This is a genomic window from Pedobacter antarcticus, from assembly GCF_900112985.1.
GTDB classification, from domain to species: domain Bacteria; phylum Bacteroidota; class Bacteroidia; order Sphingobacteriales; family Sphingobacteriaceae; genus Pedobacter; species Pedobacter antarcticus.
In genome coordinates, this window is record NZ_FONS01000004.1 from 34,868 (window position 1) to 52,497 (window position 17,630).

General features: G+C 38.6%; 18 protein-coding genes. 15 read left to right on the forward strand and 3 right to left on the reverse strand.

All coding sequences use genetic code 11. The features are described 5' to 3' along the window. The first annotated feature begins 77 nt into the window (after nucleotides 1–77). Nucleotides 78–863 carry a hypothetical protein gene (locus tag BM192_RS09935; RefSeq protein ID WP_074963974.1) on the forward strand — a complete coding sequence of 262 codons (786 nt, stop codon included), beginning with the start codon at nucleotides 78–80 and terminating at the stop codon, nucleotides 861–863. On the opposite strand, the gene BM192_RS09940 is transcribed toward BM192_RS09935, so the two are convergent. Further along, nucleotides 850–2,070 (reverse strand): dicarboxylate/amino acid:cation symporter, encoded by a 1,221-nt coding sequence (locus BM192_RS09940; RefSeq protein WP_074587954.1) that lies wholly within the window; start codon nucleotides 2,068–2,070, stop codon nucleotides 850–852. The genes BM192_RS09935 and BM192_RS09940 overlap by 14 nt on opposite strands. 104 nt (nucleotides 2,071–2,174) lie before the next feature. On the opposite strand from BM192_RS09940, the gene BM192_RS09945 reads away from it, so the two are divergent. Then, nucleotides 2,175–3,590, forward strand: coding sequence for a glycoside hydrolase family 125 protein (locus BM192_RS09945; protein WP_037441600.1), 1,416 nt, complete (start codon nucleotides 2,175–2,177; stop codon nucleotides 3,588–3,590). A gap of 86 nt (nucleotides 3,591–3,676) precedes the next feature. Continuing rightward, nucleotides 3,677–3,886 (forward strand): hypothetical protein, encoded by a 210-nt coding sequence (locus BM192_RS09950; protein ID WP_037441598.1) that lies wholly within the window; start codon nucleotides 3,677–3,679, stop codon nucleotides 3,884–3,886. 50 nt (nucleotides 3,887–3,936) lie between these two features. Here the strand turns inward: BM192_RS09950 and BM192_RS09955 are convergent, their stop codons facing one another. Beyond that, the gene (locus tag BM192_RS09955) at nucleotides 3,937–4,644 is read right to left on the reverse strand and encodes a DUF4397 domain-containing protein (RefSeq protein WP_037441596.1); all 708 of its coding nucleotides are present in this window, start codon (nucleotides 4,642–4,644) and stop codon (nucleotides 3,937–3,939) included. Between the two features lie 228 nt (nucleotides 4,645–4,872). On the opposite strand from BM192_RS09955, the gene BM192_RS09960 reads away from it, so the two are divergent. From BM192_RS09960 to BM192_RS10015, 11 genes are all read left to right on the forward strand, one after another. Further along, a complete protein-coding gene (locus BM192_RS09960; RefSeq protein WP_037441591.1) occupies nucleotides 4,873–5,436 on the forward strand; it encodes an RNA polymerase sigma factor in 564 nt (187 codons plus the stop codon). A gap of 46 nt (nucleotides 5,437–5,482) precedes the next feature. Next, complete coding sequence (locus BM192_RS09965) at nucleotides 5,483–6,760, forward strand: hypothetical protein (protein WP_139218426.1); 1,278 nt, start codon at nucleotides 5,483–5,485, stop codon at nucleotides 6,758–6,760. Between the two features lie 133 nt (nucleotides 6,761–6,893). Then, a complete protein-coding gene (locus tag BM192_RS09970) occupies nucleotides 6,894–7,499 on the forward strand; it encodes a TetR/AcrR family transcriptional regulator (RefSeq protein ID WP_037441586.1) in 606 nt (201 codons plus the stop codon). Nucleotides 7,500–7,782: 283 nt separating this feature from the next. Then, entirely contained in the window at nucleotides 7,783–8,988 is a 1,206-nt protein-coding gene (gene spt, locus BM192_RS09975; RefSeq protein WP_037441584.1) for a serine palmitoyltransferase, read from the forward strand. A gap of 68 nt (nucleotides 8,989–9,056) precedes the next feature. Beyond that, on the forward strand, nucleotides 9,057–10,046 hold the full coding sequence (locus tag BM192_RS09980; RefSeq protein ID WP_037441582.1) for an NAD-dependent epimerase/dehydratase family protein: 990 nt from the start codon (nucleotides 9,057–9,059) through the stop codon (nucleotides 10,044–10,046). 352 nt (nucleotides 10,047–10,398) lie between these two features. Next, nucleotides 10,399–12,975, forward strand: coding sequence for a DUF5686 and carboxypeptidase-like regulatory domain-containing protein (locus BM192_RS09990; protein ID WP_037441577.1), 2,577 nt, complete (start codon nucleotides 10,399–10,401; stop codon nucleotides 12,973–12,975). Between the two features lie 18 nt (nucleotides 12,976–12,993). Then, nucleotides 12,994–13,569 (forward strand): DUF4833 domain-containing protein, encoded by a 576-nt coding sequence (locus BM192_RS09995; protein WP_088775986.1) that lies wholly within the window; start codon nucleotides 12,994–12,996, stop codon nucleotides 13,567–13,569. A gap of 110 nt (nucleotides 13,570–13,679) precedes the next feature. After that, a complete protein-coding gene (locus BM192_RS10000) occupies nucleotides 13,680–14,300 on the forward strand; it encodes a sterol desaturase family protein (protein ID WP_037441575.1) in 621 nt (206 codons plus the stop codon). Between the two features lie 86 nt (nucleotides 14,301–14,386). After that, the gene (xseA, locus tag BM192_RS10005; RefSeq protein WP_037441573.1) at nucleotides 14,387–15,760 is read left to right on the forward strand and encodes an exodeoxyribonuclease VII large subunit; all 1,374 of its coding nucleotides are present in this window, start codon (nucleotides 14,387–14,389) and stop codon (nucleotides 15,758–15,760) included. Further along, nucleotides 15,738–15,944 (forward strand): exodeoxyribonuclease VII small subunit, encoded by a 207-nt coding sequence (gene xseB / locus BM192_RS10010; RefSeq protein ID WP_037441570.1) that lies wholly within the window; start codon nucleotides 15,738–15,740, stop codon nucleotides 15,942–15,944. The genes xseA and xseB overlap by 23 nt, the downstream gene beginning before the upstream one ends. A 35-nt stretch (nucleotides 15,945–15,979) precedes the next feature. Then, nucleotides 15,980–16,891, forward strand: coding sequence for a tetratricopeptide repeat protein (locus BM192_RS10015; protein ID WP_037441568.1), 912 nt, complete (start codon nucleotides 15,980–15,982; stop codon nucleotides 16,889–16,891). A 20-nt stretch (nucleotides 16,892–16,911) separates the two neighbouring features. Here BM192_RS10015 and BM192_RS10020 read toward each other — a convergent pair whose 3' ends face one another. After that, entirely contained in the window at nucleotides 16,912–17,271 is a 360-nt protein-coding gene (locus BM192_RS10020; RefSeq protein WP_037441603.1) for a response regulator transcription factor, read from the reverse strand. A gap of 176 nt (nucleotides 17,272–17,447) precedes the next feature. Here BM192_RS10020 and BM192_RS10025 point away from each other — a divergent pair, with 176 nt between their 5' ends. Then, nucleotides 17,448–17,627, forward strand: coding sequence for a histone H1 (locus tag BM192_RS10025; RefSeq protein WP_037441566.1), 180 nt, complete (start codon nucleotides 17,448–17,450; stop codon nucleotides 17,625–17,627). The last annotated feature ends 3 nt before the right edge of the window (nucleotides 17,628–17,630 follow it).

Consider the following 17,630-nt stretch of genomic DNA (forward strand, 5'->3'; position numbering starts at 1 on the left):
AATTTGTGCCTGTACATTTTTTGTTAAATTTGAATACGCAGCGAGGGATAGACCGGCAGGGCGATAATTTTAAGTTTATGGGATTATTTGATATTTTCAAACATACAGAGGGAGAACAGGATTCGGGTTTGTCTAAAGAAATTAATGATAACGCAGCAGCTGAAGCACAACAATATGAGTTCAGTTTGCAGAAAACGGAGTCTGTCTCTGCCTTGCTTCAAATTGCGCCCGAGGCGAGAGACCAGCAGTGGTTGACCCAGTTACTAACTGATCTTCCTCATGCGAGCTTTCGGAGCGGTAATCCACAGATCATTGCGGGTCCGGACGGCTTCCCCTATTTTCAGCTTTTCCTGCCTCAACCGGGAGAAACTTTTCAAAATTTTATTATAGATCTGATGGTTCCTGATTTTCTGCTGGAACGGGGTTATGGGATTGTTATTAATCCAGATGGCGGACATCCGGATTGGATTCTTTCTTATGGTGATCTGCTTAATTACAAGCTTAACGGAAGCTTTTTAAAGCAAGACAATTCTTTTAACCAAGAGAATGACGAAGAGCTTAGTGCTGGAGAAGAGGTACTGATCGGGCAGCCATCTGAAAATATTTTGCCAGCATTTACCCGGAAGCTTCTCAAGGATTTTTTTGAATTAAATGGAGTGGAAAATCCTAAGGTCTTGTTGATGATGCGCAAAAAAGGAGAGGAGATGCAGCAGGATCTCGCATTTAATATAACTCCGGACAAGTTTGATTCAGAAACAACTTTCAGAAATATGATGCAGACTGTTACCTGGTATCTTCCAAGGCATTATTCTGTGATCGGTTTACATGACGACGCATTGAACAGCGGATTTATGCCGCTTTAGACATCCAGTTTTTTCCTTCTGTAAATCTGCTGACCAACATAGCTGCAACTGTATCGCCAGTTGAATTCAGCAGCGTTGCCATTGGGTCTACCAGGGTACCGATAATCATTGCGGGAGGTAATGCCTCTGGTGGGAAACCATAGGCAGATATCAGCAAAAGTTCGCCGACATAACCTCCATTTGGTATGCCTCCCTCTACAATACTGATTAAAACCGTCATCCCCAGCGCGATTGCAATTGTTTCTGCATTGTCGAAACTTTTTCCGAACAAAGCGAATACAACAGCCATTTTAATAATGGAAGATATACTTGATCCGTCTTTGTGTAAAGTGGCGCCTAAAGGAATTGTCACCTTCGCTATATAATCCGGAATACCTATTTTGGAGGATGCTTCCAGGTTTGCAGGTATATTGGCTATGCTGCTGCAGGTGCCTATGGCAGTTGCTGAAGGAACAATGTTGTATTTCCAATATTTCCTGAATCCCTTTACTCCTCCTGCCACAAATGCATAAAGACTAAAAAACACGATAAAATAAACGGCACCAGTGCCGTAATACAGTCCCAGGGAATGGGCATAAGTCCCAAAGAGCTGCGGACCAAAAACACCTACCTGATAAGCAAAGTAGGCGCCAAGGCCAACTGGTGCGAGTTTCATAATCAAAATAAATATCTGTTTAAAAACCTCATTTCCGGAATTAAGAAAACCGCTGAATGCACTGCCGGATTCACCGGAACGCAGGGTGGCAAATCCGGTTAGAACAGAGAAAATAATCATGGCCAGCATACTCTTCCTTGATAATAATTCGAAGAATTCTGATGTGGTAAATAGTTGCGTAAGCTGCTCCCCGAAAGGTTTCTTTACAATGTCCTGTTCAAGTGGAATGGCAGAAATTGTTTCATGCACAGGGAATACTTTTACAGCAAAAATTGTCAAACAAGCGGAGATCAAAATTGTTGAAAGAAATACCAATGCCATTACAGCCATCATTTTACTCAGCTTCCCGGTTTCTTTAAGGTTGCCAATTGCTGATGCTATAGAAAAAAATACCAGTGGAATTACGGCCGTGAACAATAAATTGAGAAATATATCACCTACGGGTTTCAATATCTGTACTTTTTCTCCAAAAAACAGACCTGCCAGGCTTCCGGCAAAGATACCGGTCATAAGCCATATGATTCCTTTATAGTTCTGATAAAAACTGTTCATATAGCTAATATATACTTTAATGTTTAATTGTATATTTTAAATATAAAGAGGCGGGGCAAGGTAAATATTTTTAATTTCGCCTAATTGTATTTATACCTGTTAAGATGAAAAGACGATCCTTTGTGAAAAAAACCGGACTCCTTGCTGCTGCACTTTATTCTAATAAATTATTTGGCTCTACTATGGAGGAGGAATTTCCCGTCGTCAGAAAGATACAGGCACAGAGGCGTTTTGTTTCTAAGGCAGTTGATAATGTTGTCGCCGAATTTTCGTCTAAAGTCAAGAACAAGGAGTATGTATGGCTGTTCAATAACTGTTTCCCCAATACACTGGATACTGCAGTTACCCTGCATCCGGGACCTAAGCCTGAAACTTTTGTGAGTGCAATTGAGCCCGATGCAATGTGGCTCAGAGATAGTACCGGTCAGGTCTGGAACTATCTTTCTCTGCTGAGAAGGGATAAGCCTCTGAAAGATCTTGTGGCAGGAGTAATCAATCGTCAGGTAAAGTATGTGATGAAGGACCCATATGCAAGTTCGTTTTATGATGATCCTGCCAAAATCAGCGAATGGAAAGATGATCTGACAACTATGCTTCCTGGTATACATGAGCGGAAATGGGAATTAGATTCGTTATGTGCACCTATAAGGCTTGCTTACAGATATTGGCAGCAAACCAAAGATACCAGCCTGTTTGATACGGAATGGCAAGATGCTGTCAAGCTCATTCTTAAGACATTTAAGGAGCAGCAGCGCAAAGAGAATGATGGTCCTTATCATTTTCAACGCAACTCTGCCTGGGCAACGGACAGTCTCCCTATGCAGGGATTCGGTTATCCGGTAAAGCCGGTTGGATTGATATGTTCGGCATTCAGGCCAAGCGAGGATGCGACTACTTTCTCTTTTCATATTCCTTCTAATTTCTTCGCTCTGGTGAGTATGAGGCAGGCTGCAGAGCTTTTCCGCATGGTCAAAGCTGACGAGTCAGTAGCAAAGGAGATGGATGACCTGGCCCTGGAGATCAGAACGGCACTTCAGAAATATGCAATCATTGAGCATGAAGTATATGGAAAGGTGTTTGCCTACGAAATCAATGGGATGGGGAGTTTCAATCTGATGGATGATGCCAATTTACCTGGTCTGCTGGGGTTGCCTTACCTTGGTGCAATCTCGGTAACCGATCCCGTATATCAGAATACGCGTAAAATGGTGCTTTCGAAAGATAATCCGTTTTTTTACCAGGGAAAGGAAACGGAAGGACTCGGTGGCCCTCATATCGGTAAAGACATGATCTGGCCCATGAGTATAATTGTGCGGGCACTGACTTCTACCGATGAACAGGAAATTGGTAAATGCTTGCAGATCTTAAAAAAATCAAATGCCGGTACAGGATTTATGCATGAATCTTTTCAAAAAGATAATTTCAGCCAATTTACCAGAAATGCTTTTCCATGGGCGAATTCTTTATTTGGGGAGTTGCTCTGGAAAACTTATCAGGAAAGGCCTCATTTACTAGTTTAAAGCTCTTTTATCATAAATAATGTCATATAAATGAAATTATACCTAGTGTTAACATTAACTTAACATTAGGTTTCCATCTTTGTAATATGTTCTTACCGATACTCGCTGCCACTTTTTATTTATTTGCTATCATAGCTGCATTTAAAATGGATACGCCTTTAAAAGGTTTCTTATTTATTCTCGCCGTTGCCGGAGTAAGCGGGATTTTATATCTCTTTGTTCTATTTCCTGGTATTTCCGGACTTGCAGTTGCGCTAATGCTTGCTGCTTTTATTCTACGTCAAAAAAGAAAATAAAAAAACCACCCGGCTTTTGGCACGGATGGTTTCATTGTGTGGGCAATTTCTTACATGGCTTTGTTTGCCTTGATTTCTATTTTCTTATTGGTCTCCGTTGTGTTTAACAGACCTTTTGCCCAGAAAGTATAAAACCTTCCTGAAGTTAGCTTAACGTTTTCCAGTGTAGCTACATCTGCTCCCGTAGCTTTGTTTTTAAGTGTTAACTTGTGACTGGCTGCGACTCTGATGTTTTTAAATGGTGTTGCCATTTTATATGGGCGGGTGAAGTTAGTTGTATCGCCATCTACTACAAGGGTTAATTCGGGCGCGTCCGGCGAAAGATTAATGAATCGGAGTTTTGCAGAACCTTCAGCAGGTTTCGTATACTCATCTTCAGTAATTACATAACCCAGAGAGTCGAGGTTTTCGATCACATACAAGGAATAATAAAGTCCTGCATCCAATTTAATGTTCTTCTCATACCATACATCTGTTTTCCCGCCAACCTTCACCGTAGCTTTATTTGTTCCGGGGAAGACGCGCTGATAATCTATCTGAGATCCGAAATTAAATTCGGCATTATTTACCCGCTGATTACCCAGGTAAAAATCTATAGCATTTGCTTTTGGCGCTGCATTGATAATCGTAAGTGCTGCAATCTCCACAGGTTCCGGTGTGTCTAACTTACAGGAAGAAAGCGTAATGGTTAATCCCAGTACCGAGAGGGCGGCAAGCTTAAGTGTGTTCTTTGAAAAGGTAAATGGTTTTAAACTCATGTTGTCAAATTTTTTGGTTATTAAAATCTATTTGTTGGGTAAAACGCAGGCTGTCAGGCGAACGCTACAGTTTTTTAGGTATTTTTGTAAAATAAAATTAATACAGATTCTTGTAGCGTTTGAACGACGAGATGCGTTTTTAACTTTAATCCGCTTTGGGAGACCAATTACCAGAGAATTGAACGGAATACAATCAGACCCAATAAGAAATAGATAGGCTAAAACTGCGTGAGTAATAAGAATTCGGTGTTCCAGGAGATTATAGTGGGGCTTAGTACGCGTGACGAACGCATACAAGAACGCGTTTATGCCCAATTCTGGGGGTACCTGATGGGTATTTCTACACGATATTTTAAAGACAGGAACATAGCGCGGGAGGTTGTAAACGATAGCTTTATGAAAGCATTCCGAACGATGTATGACTTTCGTCATGATGCTGGACCTGAAGAATTTCAAAAAATGTTCCGCTCCTGGCTCGCTAAAATTACCGTGCGAACAGCGTTGGATAAATTGCGGGCAAATAAAACTATTCTGAATTATGTTGAAGAATATGAAGAGCAGTCGATTACCTATGTAGGAGTTGACCAGGAGCTTCATGTTCAGGATATTTTGAAACTACTTTATGAACTACCCGAAATACAGCGTGCTGTATTTAATCTTTATGAAATTGAGGGTTACAGTCATGATGAAATAGCAGTTATGCTTACAATTCCTGCAAGTTCCAGCCGGACGTACCTGTCCAGAGCAAAAAACAAGTTGCGTGAATTGTATAAAAACACATTAATAAACTGATAAGTATTTCCTGCGGTAAGCTGTAGGATCCAAAATGATATGGGCTATGAAAGAAGCTGACAAAGAACTGATCAAAGAAATAAGTAATCTTTTCGAAGATTACGAGGAGGAGTATGTACCGGGGGAATGGGAGAAATTTCAGGCAGTTCAAAAGCCTTCGAAATTTATTTTTCCGCTATGGATGAAAATTGCTGCTTTGCTGGCGGTAATAACTACAGCTGCAATTTTGTTCCGCCCTTCTTTCAATGCGGACAAAACTCAAAAATATAGTTCAGATAAAATAGAAAATAAATTAGCTCCAAAATCGGATCAGCCTAATCCGATGGGAAAGGTTAAAGAGAAATCGGAGGAATATGTGTTGCAGCATGCTCCTGAAAAAAAGATACGGGCTGAAAAGGACGAAATCTATAAATTTAAGACTACTGTCGCGGATACACCCGCTTCATCGTGGCGTAATGCAGTTGTTAAAATTGTGGAGAAGGACAGCATTAGAAGTGTTATTAAGCCTAAGCAGGAGCAAATTTATGTTCAGAATAAACCAATTGAAAAAAATCAGGAGGAGGTTCGACCTGCGCAAGTCGCTCCCGACGCCCCTCTGAAACAAAAAACTGACAGGACACTCGATTTCCTGATGTCCGAAAATCAAAAACAGGAACGTGTAGCTAAAAATAACAGGAAAACGTCCAAGTGGGATTTTGGTGTGGAAGTAATGCCGACTGCTACGAATTCCGCTTTGAATGTTGGCGCCGGGTTAACAACTGCTTATGAATTATCTGATCAGTTTTCCCTAAGCTCCGGTATTTCTTTGCTAAACCTGGAGTCCGGTACGGTTGTGAGACCGAACCCAAATGGGGCATTGAATTCTTTTGGTGGCAGCGGTGATTTTTCTGAACAGAAGCGGCTCGATGGTACAAGTGCAATTATAAAAGCTATCGACATTCCGCTGGCAGTGGTTTATAAACTAAATAAAAACTTTTACACTAGTGCCGGATTTTCTTACGTAAACGTAATTAGCGAACGGAGAAGTAATAATTTTGTCCAGAATTCATTAGTGCAGCGTTCCAACAAGGATCCTATGACAGGAGCGGAACATTTGACGGCGGTAATGTCAGTTGAGAAAATCACGGAACCAGAGCCGGTGACGCCATTAAAAGGGAACAGTTATATGGGAGGGTTCTTTAATTTTTCTATCGGAAGGCGGCAGCAGATTTTCCAAAAGTATGATATATTGGTTGAACCTTTTATCAAAGTTCCTGTAGGTCGTCTTTCCCGGGAAGATGTTCAATTGATGAACAGTGGAATCAAGTTACAGTTTGCCTTCTAAAATTAAAAGCTATCTGCTGAAAATTAGGTAAGTATCATTGAATTGTCTGAATTCATATTCTACACCTGTTTTATTTTTATTTATCATACTTTTGGACTGTTATCGATTTTCGGTCTAATCTATCTATTTATTTATGGAAAAAGATGAGCTTGTTATCAGAGAGATTTTGGCGGGAGCAAAGAGGTTATTTGGAAAACATGGATTAAAAAAAACTACCATGGAGGAAATAGCGTCCGCTGCCGGCAAGGGGAAGAGTACGCTCTATTATTATTTTCCGAGTAAGGTTGAGATTTTTGAGGCTGTTGTGGAGGACGAGATGAAAAATGTAGTCAGGCGCATTCGTGAAGCAGTTAATAACGCATTCACGGCGAAAGGCAAGCTAAAGGCATTCTTGCATTCTCAAATTACCTCTATTATTGGCTTTCACAGTTTCAGGGAAGTTCTTTTTGAGGAAATGATGGATAGTATGAGGATGTTGATCTGCATTAAATCCAGATATGAGCAAATACAGCTGGATATGATCAGAGAGATTCTACTTGGTGGTTGCCAGTCCGGGGAATTCAGAGATATAACACCAGAAAGAATGCAAAAAATGTCATTTGTAATGGTTACAGCATTCAGAGGGTTGCATTTTCCGTTGACGATTGAACTATCTGAGAGCCAGACACAGGAATATTTTGAAGAGATGATTGATATGTTGATAGAGGGGATCGGAAGTGAGGAGTTGAGGAAAGTCTGATTAGCTTTTAAGTCTGATTTAACTTTTTGGACTTGAAAAACTAAGCTGTAACAGAAATAACGATACTTTTGTTGTTATGGATATAAGAGCAAATATTATTTGACAATAATATTATAGACTAAAATACGGTTATGGTCCAAGAATAATTTACTTTTGTCTATCTTAAAGTTAACATATTTTTAATATATTAGATCATGTTTCATAACGCAATTTGTATTAACTAGCTGTATATGAATAAAATAAATTATGAATCTATCTGAAGTAAACACTATATAATTCAGGCATGCGTAAAAAATTGGGCGATAGAATTGCTGCATTTCAAGATGCAATCGCAATCAAGGAAAAAGGATTATATCCTTATTTCAGATCAATCGAGTCTGCACAAGACACCGAGGTGATCATTGAGGGTAAAAAAGTATTAATGTTTGGTTCTAATTCTTATCTGGGCCTTACTAATCACCCTAAAATTAAGGAAGCTTCCAAAATCGCCATTGATAAATATGGAACTGGCTGTGCAGGCTCCAGATTCCTTAACGGAACGTTGGATATCCATCTTGAACTGGAAAGAAGACTTGCTGCATTCGTTGGTAAAGAATCTGCTGTTTTATTCAGTACGGGATTTCAGGTTAACCTGGGAGTGATATCCTGTCTGCTGGAAAGAAACGATTATTTAATATTGGATGAATACGATCACGCATCTATTATAGACGGTAGCAGGCTTTCGTTCTCGCGCTCGATCAAATATGCACACAATGACATGGATGATCTGCGAAAGAAACTCAGTAGGTTACCTGAAGATTCGGCAAAGCTGATTGTAGCAGACGGGATTTTTAGTATGGAAGGAGATATCGTTAAACTTCCTGAAATCGTTCAGATCGCTGAAGAATTTGGTGCGAATATTATGATGGATGATGCACACAGTATTGGTGTTATCGGTTTTAATGGTTCGGGGGTGTCTTCACACTTCGGACTGACTGATAAGGTCGACCTGATTATGGGCACATTTAGTAAGTCACTGGCGTCATTAGGTGGGTTTATTGCTGCTAATGAAGAAACTATTGAATATATCAAGCACCGTGCAAGATCATTGATGTTTAGTGCAAGTATGCCTCCGGCTTCTGTAGCCAGCGTAATTGCAGCTCTGGATATCATCGAATCTGAGCCTGAACGTATTGATAAATTATGGGCAAACACAAATTATGCTAAAAAACTCCTATTGGACGCTGGTTTCGATATAGGACATCCTGAGAGCCCAATTATCCCGGTTTACATCCGTGATAATGATAAAACTTTCCAGATTACTAACATCCTTCAGAAAAATGGAATTTTTGTAAACCCTGTGGTATCACCGGCAGTTCCTTCTGATTCTTCTATGATCAGGTTCTCCCTGATGGCGACTCATAGTTTCGAACAGATTGAAGAAGCAGTCGATAAATTGTGTGCAGCATTTAAAGAGGTACAACTAACGCCTGCTAAAGTGAGTATTTAATTTAACGGTTCTTTAGAATTAAATCTCCTGTCCGGATTACGCCGGATGTTAATTTTTTATACAAATAAATGAAAAAGCGTGTTTTGATTACTGGTGGAAGTGGTTTCGTAGGTTACCACTTGATCGAGGCAGCCATTTCCTCCGGACTGGAGGTTTATGTTGCGGTAAGATCCAGTAGTTCTGTTGCACATTTAAGTATATTCGATATCAAATTTGTTTATCCGGATTTTAGCAGTACGGAAAGCCTTATTCCTCTGTTGGAACAAGGTCGTTATAATTATATTGTTCATGCATCTGGTATTACCAAAGCGAAATCTGCCGAAGAGTACAATAAGATAAATGCCGAGTATTCTAATAATCTTGCACTTGCTGCCGTTAAAGCAGATATTCCCCTGGAAAAATTTGTATTTGTCAGTAGCCTGGCTGCAATTGGTCCACTTGAAAATCTGGATGGTATAATACAAGACAATACTCCGGCAAGGCCGGTAACTTTATATGGTTCGAGTAAGATGCTGGCAGAACAGTATCTTGCCCGGATAACCAACCTTCCTTTAGTAATTATAAGGCCTACGGCTGTTTATGGACCTAGAGAGAAAGATATTTTTATATTGCTGAAAAGCATTTATAAGGGGATTGAGCCTCATATAGGCAAGTTCTCCCAAAAATTGAGTTTCATTTACGTGAAAGATCTGGCGAATGTAATTGTTGATTCTTTATCTTCTGCTGTAACAAATGCCGCGTACAATGTGTCTGATGGATATCAGTACGACCGCTACGCGCTCGCTGAAGGTGTTAAAAAAGCTATGCACAAGAAGACTTTTAAATTTCATATTCCGGTATTTTTTGTCTCATTTCTGGCAACTGTAATGGAGAAAATTTACAGTAACAGAGATGCTTCGCCGACATTAAATAAAGAAAAAATGAATGAGCTTACGGCTCTGAATTGGATATGTAGTATCGAACATGCCAGAAAAGACTTGTCCTTCAAACCTGCTTACAATCTAAATCAGGGTCTGGAAGAAACAGTTCGTTGGTATAAACAAAATAACTGGCTTTAAGCCAAAGAAGATGAAAATGTATTATTCCATATTTAAGCTACTATTTCCCGAATTAACCACTATGGTTTTTTTTAATAGGAACAGCTATGCATTTTCTGTAATAAACACTAAAAAAATCTATCCACTTTACGTCTTAAATCAATCCTGATATGCCTGCTGAAGCCCTGTTTAAGCTACCGGTATATCCGGACATAATTTTTGACTTTCATACCGTAATAGTCTGTAAGCATCTTACTATTGATGCCTATCTATCTGTTTTTCATGAGAATGTAAATTTTAGTAAAATAAGCAATTCTCGTTTTATTCCTATCAATAATTACTTACCGGTGTCAGGAGCCCCTTCTTTTTTAAAATGAAAAATTACCTCAAAAAAATCATATTTATTCTAGCATTTATTTTGCCTCTATTTAATCTGGCTGGTTTCGCCCAACAAACCGAGGTTAAACAGACTGTAATTACAGGGGTGATTACAGATGCTACAGATAAGGATCCAATTCCTTATGTTACAGTTTTGTTCAAGGGAACTGGTATCATCACCAAATCTGATGCAGACGGTAAATTTGTAATTTCTACGCGCGAAACACATACTGAACTTCAGTTTAGCTATGTCGGATATAAATCTTCATTTGTATCAGTTAAGCCAGGCGAGAGTCAGGTAATTAATGTGAAGATGCAGTCTGAATCCCAAAGTCTTTCTGAAGTTGTTATCAGCTCGAATAAACGACCCGCCTACAGAAATAAGAATAATCCGGCAGTTGAACTGATCAGGAAAGTAATTGAAAACAAGAGTAAAAATCAGGGAAAAGCATATGAGCATATTTCATATCAGCAGTATGAACAAATGTCTTTTTCTTTAAGTAATCTTTCTGAGAAGTTTAAAGGTAAAAAACTCTTCAGAAATTATCAGTTCCTTTTTGAAGAGCAGGATTCAACAAAAATCGGCGGTAAACTGACCCTCCCCATTTTCATGGAAGAGAAGTTATCACAAAATTATTTACAGAGAAATCCTGATAAAAAGAAGGTTGTTGTCCTGGGTGATAAGCATGTGAATTATGACAGCAAGTTTATTGATACGAAGGGTATGAGCAAATACTTCGAAAGGATGTATGCCGATATCAATATTTATGATAACAATATCTCTTTGGTCAGCAATCAGTTTTTAAGTCCGATAGCTGATGCATCTCCGACATTCTACAAGTTTTTTATTACAGATACGATCAAGACACATAGCCCACAGCTAATTGAGCTTTCTTTTATTCCAAGAAATAATACAGACCTTTTATTTGAGGGTAAGATCTATATTACCATGGATGGTAATTATGCAGTACAGGACGCGTTTCTAACAGTAAACAAAAATATCAACCTGAATTTCGTAAGGGCGCTGGAAGCAAAGCTTGATTTTGATAAGAATCCGGACGGACGTTACCATCTAGCAAAAACAAATCTGATTATTGATTTTGGTATCAGTCAGAATAAAGGGGGTGGTTTTACAGGGCAGAGGACGGTGATTCTTAAGGATTACCAAGTCAATGTTCCGCAACCTGATACGGTATACCAAGGGCCTGCCCATGTTATTGCTCCTAATGCAGAGAAACGTCCAGACCAGTTTTGGAATAACCAAAGAATGGCAGACCCTTCCCTGACTGCAAATATCAATATCTACAAAAACATTGATACGCTGCAGACTATTCCTTCTTTTAAAAGAACTATGGATCTGGTTACGCTATTATTTGCCGGATACAAAGATTTTGGGCCTTTTGAGATGGGACCAGTTAACACTTTTTATAGTTTTAATAACGTAGAGGGTTTCAGACTTCGTTTAGGGGGCAGAACTACTACTGCGCTCAGTAACCGGTATTTCTTTGAAACTTATGGTGCTTACGGTTTTAAGGATGAGAAATGGAAATATTTCTTAAGTGGTACTTACTCGCTGAACAATAAATCTATATATGCTTTTCCACAGAATTATATTCGCGGTAGCTTCCAGCGGGATACCAAAATACCTGGACAAGAGCTGCAGTTTGTACAGGAAGATAATTTCCTGCTTTCCTTTAAAAGAGGGGAGAACAATATGTTGTTGTATAATGACATTTACAAGGTGGATTATGTGCATGAATTTGAAAACCATTTTTCTTATGCTATTTCTGCGCGTAAGTGGACGCAGCGTCCGGGTGGTTCTTTAATATTCAATAATTTTGATGCAAATAACCTTCATTCTGTTGATCATATCAATACTTCGGAGATCACCGTAAACCTTCGTTACGCTCCTTTTGAGAAATTTTATCAAGGTAAATTATACCGCACTCCGATCATAGACAAATACCCTATTTTCAACTTGCGCTATACAGCAGGTCTGAAAGGTGTTTTGGGGGGTGAATACAATTATCATAACTTGATGGGAAGTATTGACAAGAGGTTTTACCTGTCTCAACTAGGGTATACAGATGTAACTGTTGAAGGTGGTTATTTATTTGGTAAAGTGCCCTTCCCATTGCTGACCATTCACCGGGCTAATCAGACTTATGCTTATCAACTTAATTCGTATAACCTGATGAACTTCCTAGAATTTGTGAGTGATAAATATGCAAGTGTTAATCTGGACCACAATTTTAACGGATTCTTCTTTAATAAAATACCTTTGATCAAAAGATTGAAGTTGCGTGAGGTAGCGTCCATAAAAGTTCTTTATGGTTCTTTACGTGATGAAAACAACCCGAATAAGAATCCTGACTTATTTCAGTTCCCGAAAAATAGTGATGGTGTGACAACCACGCAAAGTCTTGACAGAACACCTTATGTTGAGGGAAGTGTAGGTGTTGGAAATATATTTAAGATTCTTCGTGTGGATATGGTGAAAAGGTTTAATTACCTGAACAATCCTGAAGTCTCGGAATGGGGTATCCGAGCAAGAGTTAAATTTGATTTTTAATCGTTTATAATTACATTCATGATGCCTTCAGCATTAAAAAATAGTTTTTTTCAGTTCTTTATCGCGATCTTCTTAATTGGAGGTGGCTTCAATGCATCGGCGCAGGATACCGGCAACCCCTCTCCTCTGAATTTCCCTGTACCAAAGGGAATTGAGAATCAGTTGTTTTACCTGCAGCGTGATCCTAATATTAATACAATCATCTGTGAGCTTAATGTCGGCTCTGATGGAGATGTTATCAAGGATAAACCGGTTTCAGTTTACTGGATCAGGTATGATGAAAAAAAGGAAAAGAAAGATCTCAATATGATTCAACGTAAGTTTGCCTACGGAATCGATTCTAAAGAAATAGGTAAGGATAAATATGAGTTGCGATTTGTTTCACATAAAAAACTTCCAATGTATCTTCAACGCTCCGCTACCGATAAAAAATTTCATGTTTATGTGACAGTAAATCAGAAAAAAATTCAAGTAGAACGCATATTTTTGCGTATCGAAGGTGGTTCATTCTGGCTTCCTAATGTTAAATATGTAGAAATAAAGGGAATCGATACCACAGATAGTTTACCAACAATACAACGAATCAAAATATAATAAGCAGCATGCAAATGCTGGTCTGTTATTAGACCGGCAACATGCCCGGAACATAAATTAAGCACCAGTTTGTTGCTATGTTCTTATTAAACGCTTAAAATTCAATCACTATGAAAAAGAATTTTATATCCAACTCTTCCGAATCCATCAGGATGTTTAAAAGTAGCTTTTTAGAAAGCTTATCTAAAGTACATTATTACGTGCCGCTTATCGTTTATATACCTGTAATCAGCTATTTAATCTATTTATCTTTTATAGATGCAAAGATGGATTTTCTGTCTTTCGGACTTTGGTTACTGATAGGTTTGTTTGTCTGGACGATTTCAGAATATATATTACATCGTTTTGTTTTTCACTTTTATCCTAAGTCGGGTATTGGAAAAAGGATACATTTTATATTCCACGGCGTTCATCATGATTATCCGAATGACTCAAAACGACTAGTTATGCCACCTTCAGCAAGTATACCAATGGCACTGGGTCTATATTTTCTATTTCTTTATTTACTTCCAGCAGGAACTATTTATGCTTTCTTTACCGGTTTTTTAATAGGTTATCTGATTTACGACATGGTACATTATGCTCTGCATCATGCTAATTTTAAAAGCAGCTTCTGGAAAAAATTAAAGCAGCATCACATGTTGCACCATTATTCAGATTCGACGAAAGGATACGGAGTAAGTTCAGCTATTTGGGATAAAGTTCTCGGATCAGATTTTGAGAAAAAATAATTTTAGTATTCAGCGGCGGAAGGAATTAATTTTCATTCCGCCTTTCTTTTGTACGGAATGTCTAAATTCGCAGGAAACGAAGAATTTTGTCAAATCCATCTTCCATACGGCTTTCAGAACTTACAAGCAAGGTTCAACAGGTAATTAGCACGTCTTTTGGTGCAGTGAAATATTGGGTTATAGCCGATGTAACTAATTATACTTACAAAACTGAAAGAAATTTCCACTATTTCGATCTTGTCGAAAAAGATACTCGTTCAGCGGGTATCGTCGCAAGGTTTTCAGCGAGGGCCTGGGGAAATGCAGCCTTAAACATTACTAATTTCGAGCGTGCAACAGGACAGAACTTTAAAAATGATCTCCATGTACTGATTCAGGTAGAAGTTCTATTTAATTCGGTTTATGGTCTTCAGTTAAACGTAGTCGATATAGATACCAATTTTACACTGGGGCATCTTGAGCAACAGCGAAAGGCCACCTTAGAAAGGTTACTCCGGGAAAATCCAGCTTTTATTAGTTTGGCTGAAGGTATTTATCAGACTAGGAATTCAAAATTGACATTCGGTCCGGTAATTCAACGTATTGCGGTAATCAGTTCTGAAACTTCCGCAGGTTACCAGGATTTTAGACATACTTTAGAAAATAATGCATTCGGCTACAAAATAATAATTGACAATTATTTTGCTCTGGTACAGGGGGAGGCAAATGCAAAAGCGTTTCTTGCACGATTAATTACTGTATTTGAATCTGGGATTCCATATGATGCAGTTATATTGATTAGAGGCGGTGGTGCTCAGACCGATTTTCTTCTTTTTGATCAGTACGAGCTAAACCGGGCTATTGCCAAGTTTCCAATACCAGTGATTACAGGTATTGGTCATCAGAAAAATGAGACAATAGCAGATTTAATGGCCCATACTTCTACAAAGACTCCAACTAAGGCTGCTGAATTTATTATTGCACACAACCGGAATTTTGAAGAGACCCTAAAGGCTATACAACAGACTTTGATAATCAAAGCTGCCCAGCTTATGGCAATTCATAAAGACAAATTGAATACGTTGAACCAACAAACTATTCATGCTGCAAAAAAGATGCTTACCCTGGAAGCACATGGTCTGTTAAGTTTGTCGCAACGTTTTCTGTCCCAACCGCAGTTAATTCTTTCGGGTAAAAAGCGGGATCTGGAAAATTTCAGGGTTAATCTTGCAGGTTATAGTAAATTATACCTTCAGCATCAGCAGCGTGAAATTGAACACATTAGATCTTTAATGCGGCTGATGAGCCCAGAGAATATACTCAGTAAGGGATTTGCATTATTAAAAGTAAATGGTGAGATTATAAAAGATATGACCCACATTGAAACGGGAACAATAATTGAAGTTATTCTGGCTGATACAGAAATTGAGACAAAAGTACTGACTAAAAAATACAGGCATGGAAAAGAGTATGAATTATGAGCAAGCTTATGCTGAGTTAAGCCAGATTGCCAAGGAAATTGAAACTGAGGCTGTGTCAGTTGACGTCCTGGCTGAACGAGTTAAACGAGCTTCAGAATTGATTAATTTCTGTCAAAAGAAACTAAGAAACACCGAAACAGAGGTTAATAATATTATTAAACAGTTGGAGAATCAACACTTATAAGTTACATTGACGGGCACGCATTTAAATTTTAAACCATGTTAGTATACACACCAGAAGAAGAAGAAGTTTTTTTCGATCAGATTGACAAGGTTTATAGTCTTGCTGAAGATGGCTCAACAACAGAAGCAGAAGCCATATTGTTACAATTGGCGGCAGATGTGCCACTCCCCAGGGAAGATAACACCTTGGGCGCAATTCTATTGGAAAGTATCTATGCTTTTTATGAACAGAAAGGAGATACCGGAATGGCCTTGCCACATTATCTTGCTGAAACTGATTTCCTGCAAGAAAAAATGAAAACTGAAACCGTGAAGAATCCGGTACATTTTGTAACCACAGGAAGCATCCTGGTAGACTTAAACGAGCTTGATAGAGCAAGGGACTATTTTAAAATAGCTTTAAAGCTGGCGAAGAATAAGATATTCAATGACTTTAATCCTGATTTTCTGCACATGGCGTTAATTTCAGATGAAGAATTTGAAGAGTTTAAACTCACTTATACGTCGCAGGATGATTCAGATGGAGAAGCATTAACTGAAGACATTTTGCAAGAACTGGAAGTTCTGGTTGCGCAGGGTAACGATCTTTTAGAAGAGGGTGACTTTGACGGAGCAATCACCATTTTTCAAAAGGCAATTTCAATATTGCCAGAGCCGGCCGAAACATGGGAAGTATATCCATGGATAGCCGCACCACTGGCAGATGCTTATTTCGGTAAGGGTGAATATACGCTTGCATTGCCATATTTCCAGATAGCAAACGATCTTACTCAAGATGAAGAGCCAAATGCATTTCTGAAAATGCGTCTCGGACAAACATTTTTGGAAACGGGTAATACAGAAGATGCATCAATATATCTTATCAGTGCTTATGAAATGGGCGGTGAAGAAGTCTTTGACGGTGAGGATGAGAAATATTTGAAGCATTTAAAGCTCAAAAACACCTAAACTGTAAATCAAAACTCTGATCAGGATTGAAACTGATCGGCTAATACCGACAATAAGAAAGAGATATCGAATGGCTTGGTAACTACTTCGTCTGCACATATCTCTTTCACCACTGCAATCCGGGGATGAGTTGATAAAACGATTACCGGAATATGTCCGTGCGTGTCTGATTCTTTGATTTGCTTGCAGATAGACGTGCCTTCTTCAGAAGGATTAATAATGTCCAGTAGGATAGCGTCTGGTTTGAATTCGTTCACATATTTAAATACCTCATGATCTGAGCTGATCAGATGTGTGATATAACCTTCGTCTTTTAGTACGATATCTAAAAGTTCAAGGATATCTTTGTTTTTCTCTAATACCAGTATTTTCTTATTCATCAGGTCGATATGAATTTCGCGGGTTCTCCGGGAAATCGACCACAAAGATAAATAACCTTTTATTTAAATTTCATTGTATTTGGTTTATATTATTAGAATCAGCATTAGCGTAAAATATTTTAGCATTTAAAATATTCTCCCTGGAATTTTTATATTTGGTTATAAGAAGATAAAACATGGATAAATTTACTAAACTAAAAGAACTGGCTTCTGCTATTGAGACAGACGTGGAGAAATTTTACAACGCAGGAAACAGCGCCGCTGGCACACGTGTGCGTAAAGCAATGCAGGATCTTAAGGTCCTGGCTCAAGACATTAGAAGTGAAGTGACTGAGAAAAAAAATTCGGTAAAATAATAA